General features: G+C 72.7%; 2 protein-coding genes. Both read left to right on the forward strand.

Features of this window, described 5'->3' with window-relative positions:
• The first annotated feature begins 273 nt into the window (after positions 1-273).
• Positions 274-1,161, forward strand: a complete 888-nt coding sequence (locus tag DJ75_RS01225; RefSeq protein WP_094522059.1) for a YkgJ family cysteine cluster protein — start codon at positions 274-276, stop codon at positions 1,159-1,161.
• Positions 1,162-1,269: 108 nt separating this feature from the next.
• A partial coding sequence (locus tag DJ75_RS01230; RefSeq protein ID WP_094522060.1) for an L-aspartate oxidase occupies positions 1,270-2,977 on the forward strand: 1,708 nt, incomplete at its 3' end.

The raw sequence follows: 2,977 nt of genomic DNA on the forward strand, positions 1-2,977 counted from the left end.
CTGCCCCTTTGAGTCCCGCCCCGCACCGCATCCGCACCACAGGCCTCCCCAGCCTCGTCGGTCGCCCGTCGTTTCGCTCCGGGCGACCGACTCCAGCGAGGGACCTTCGGTCCCTCTGGCAGCCGGCGCTCCGCGCCGGCGACCTCGCGCGGCGCCGGTTCGCGGCCTGAGGGCCGCTCACGGGCGCGCGCCGACGGCCGTCCGTTTATAAACGCCCGCCCGAACCCGCCGATCCCTTTTAACTGTGCGAACCGTTGGCACGGACGATCTCCGATGGAACTCCGCTGCGAGGGCTGCGCCGGCTGCTGCGTCGACTGGCGGCCGCTCGATCGCGACGCGGCCGGCTCCGACCGCGCTGGCGACCGCGACCCGCTCGACGACACGTACGACCTCGTCCCGCTCACCCGCGACGAGGTCGCCGCCTTCCTCGACGACGGCCTCGGCGACGTCCTCGTCCCCCGGCTCTTCGAACCCGCCGAGCGCGACGCGAGCGTCTCGATCGACGGCGTCGAGGTGGCCGCCGCCCGGGACCGGCCAGTCTTCGTGGTCGGTCTCCGGAAGCCGCCGAAGCCGGTCGCACCGATCGGCACCGACGAGCCGCGCTGGCTCGACGCCTGCGTCTTCCTCGACCCCACGACGCTCCAGTGCCGGATCCACGACGACGACCGCTACCCCCGGACCTGCGCGACGTACCCGGGACACAACCTCGATCTCGGCGCCGAGACGGAGTGCGAGCGCGTCGAGGCCGCGGGCGGCGGCGACCGCCTCCTCGACGGCGAACCGCCGGACGACCTCCCCGCGCCCGCGTTCGGCCCGCAGGCCCTCGGGTCGGTCGTCTTCGGCTACCCCGACCCGGACGACCTCGACGGGGTGATCGACCGGCTCCGGACCGGTTCGCTCACCGCCGACGACCGCGCCCAGTTCGTCGGGGCCGCCGTCGGCTCGCGGCCGGGAGCGCTGTCGGTCGACCGCGACCGCATGGCCGAGGCTCGGGCCCGGGCGCGCGACGCCGACTCGTGGGCCGGCGGCGCGATTCGCGAGTGGACCGAACGCGCCGGCGCCGACGGCGACCGCGCCTCCCTCGACGCCGATTCCCGCGACCGACTGGTCCGCGAACTGGAGGACGACGCGGGCGCTCCCGGGACTCCCGGTTGGGACTGACGGGGACCGCCGAACCTCAGTCACGGAGAAGAGGAACGGGCGGCGCGCATCGCTTATTCGCGCGCACACGCGCGAGGGTCTTATGCCGTTCGAAACCCTACTTATGACGTGAACGAACGACGACCCACGGAACCCGACGAACCGGTCGAGTACGACCGCGTGGACGTCTCCGTCCTCGTCGTCGGCGCCGGCGCGGCGGGGGCGAGGACCGCTATCGAACTGGCAGAGCGCGGGGTCGACGACGTCCTGGTACTCGGCAAGCGGGGCCACGGAGACGCCCACACGACGTGGGCGCGCGGCGGGATTAACGGCGCGCTCGGCACCCGGGACCCCGAGGACTCGCCGGCGATCCACGCCGCCGACACCCTCAACGAGGGCCACTTCGTCAACGACCCGGCGAAGGTCGAGACCGTGACCGAGCAGATGCCGGAGCGCCTCCGCGAGCTCGACGAGTGGGGGATGGAGTACTCGCGCACCGAGGACGGCGAGATCGACCAGCGGTTCTTCGGCGCCCAGTCGTTCCGCCGGACGGCGTTCGCCGGCGACCACACCGGCGAGTCGATGCTGAACGCGCTCGTCAGCCGGGCGCAGGAGCTGTCGGTCCCCTACCGCGAGAACGTGATGATCACGAAGCTCGTCTCGGACGGTGACGCGGTGTACGGCGCCGTCGGCTTCGACATGGACACCGGCGAGTTCGTCCTGTTCAACGCGGGCACCGTCGTCCTCGCGGCCGGCGGCCACGCGGCGATCTACAACCGACACACCTCCCGGGACGACGAGAACAACGGCGACGGGGCGGCGCTGGCGTCCGACGCCGGCGCGTCGCTGATGGACATGGAGTTCATGCAGTTTCACCCGACCGGGATGGCCGTCGACGAGAGCGACCCCGAGTGGGAGCCGTGGAGCGGGCGACTCGTGACCGAGGCGGTCCGCGGCGAGGGCGGTCGCCTGTTCAACGCCGAGGGCGAGCGCTTCATGGAGCGGTACTCCCCCGATCAGATGGAACTCGACGCCCGCGACGTGGTCGCCCGGGCGATCGCGCAGGAGGTCGCCGAGGGACGCGGCACGGAGAACGGCGGCGTCCACCTCGACATCTCCCACCGCGACGCCGACTTCATCCGAGAGCGACTCCCGCGGATGTACGAGCGGTTCCACGACCTCGGCGTGGACATGGCGGCCGAGCCGGTCGAGGTGGCGCCGACCTCCCACTACGGGATGGGCGGCGTCGCCGTCGACGACGACGGCGAGACCGACATCGACGGGCTGTTCGCCATCGGCGAGACGATGGCGGGAGTCCACGGCGCGAACCGACTCGGCGGAAACTCGCTGGCCGAGACCGTCGCGTACGGCGTCGTCGCCGGCGAGCGGGTCGCCGACCGCGTCGACGGGCCGGGCGAGGTGCCCGACGACCTCCGCGAGGGACTCGTCGAGCCGCACCTCAGCGACCTGAGCGCACTGGCCTCCCGCGACGGGGAGCACGACGTGGACGCGGTGCTCGCCGACCTGCGGGAGATGATGTGGAACCACGCCGGGATCCTGCGCGACGAGCCGTCGCTCCGCGAGGGGCTCGACCGACTCGAAGCCCTCCGCGAACGGGCCGCCGACATGCGCGTCGGCCCGGTCACGAGCGAGTCGTTCGAACTCGCCGTCGACGTCGGGGTAGTCGGTGCGGTAGTGGGCGCCGCGGGACTCCTCGCGTTCGAGCGCGCCGCGGAGCACCGCCTCGGCGGCGACGAGAACGACGAGGAGTCCCGCGGCGCCCACTACCGCACCGACTACCCCGACGTCGACCCCGACTGGCGGCGGAACGTCTACT

The organism is Halorubrum sp. Eb13 (assembly GCF_002252895.1).
Taxonomy (GTDB): Archaea; Halobacteriota; Halobacteria; order Halobacteriales; family Haloferacaceae; genus Halorubrum.

What these genes read in the sequence shown, in the direction of transcription:
- DJ75_RS01225 (WP_094522059.1), top strand. Translation starts at nt 274, where the DNA reads ATGGAACTCCGCTGCGAGGGCTGCGCCGGCTGCTGCGTCGACTGGCGG.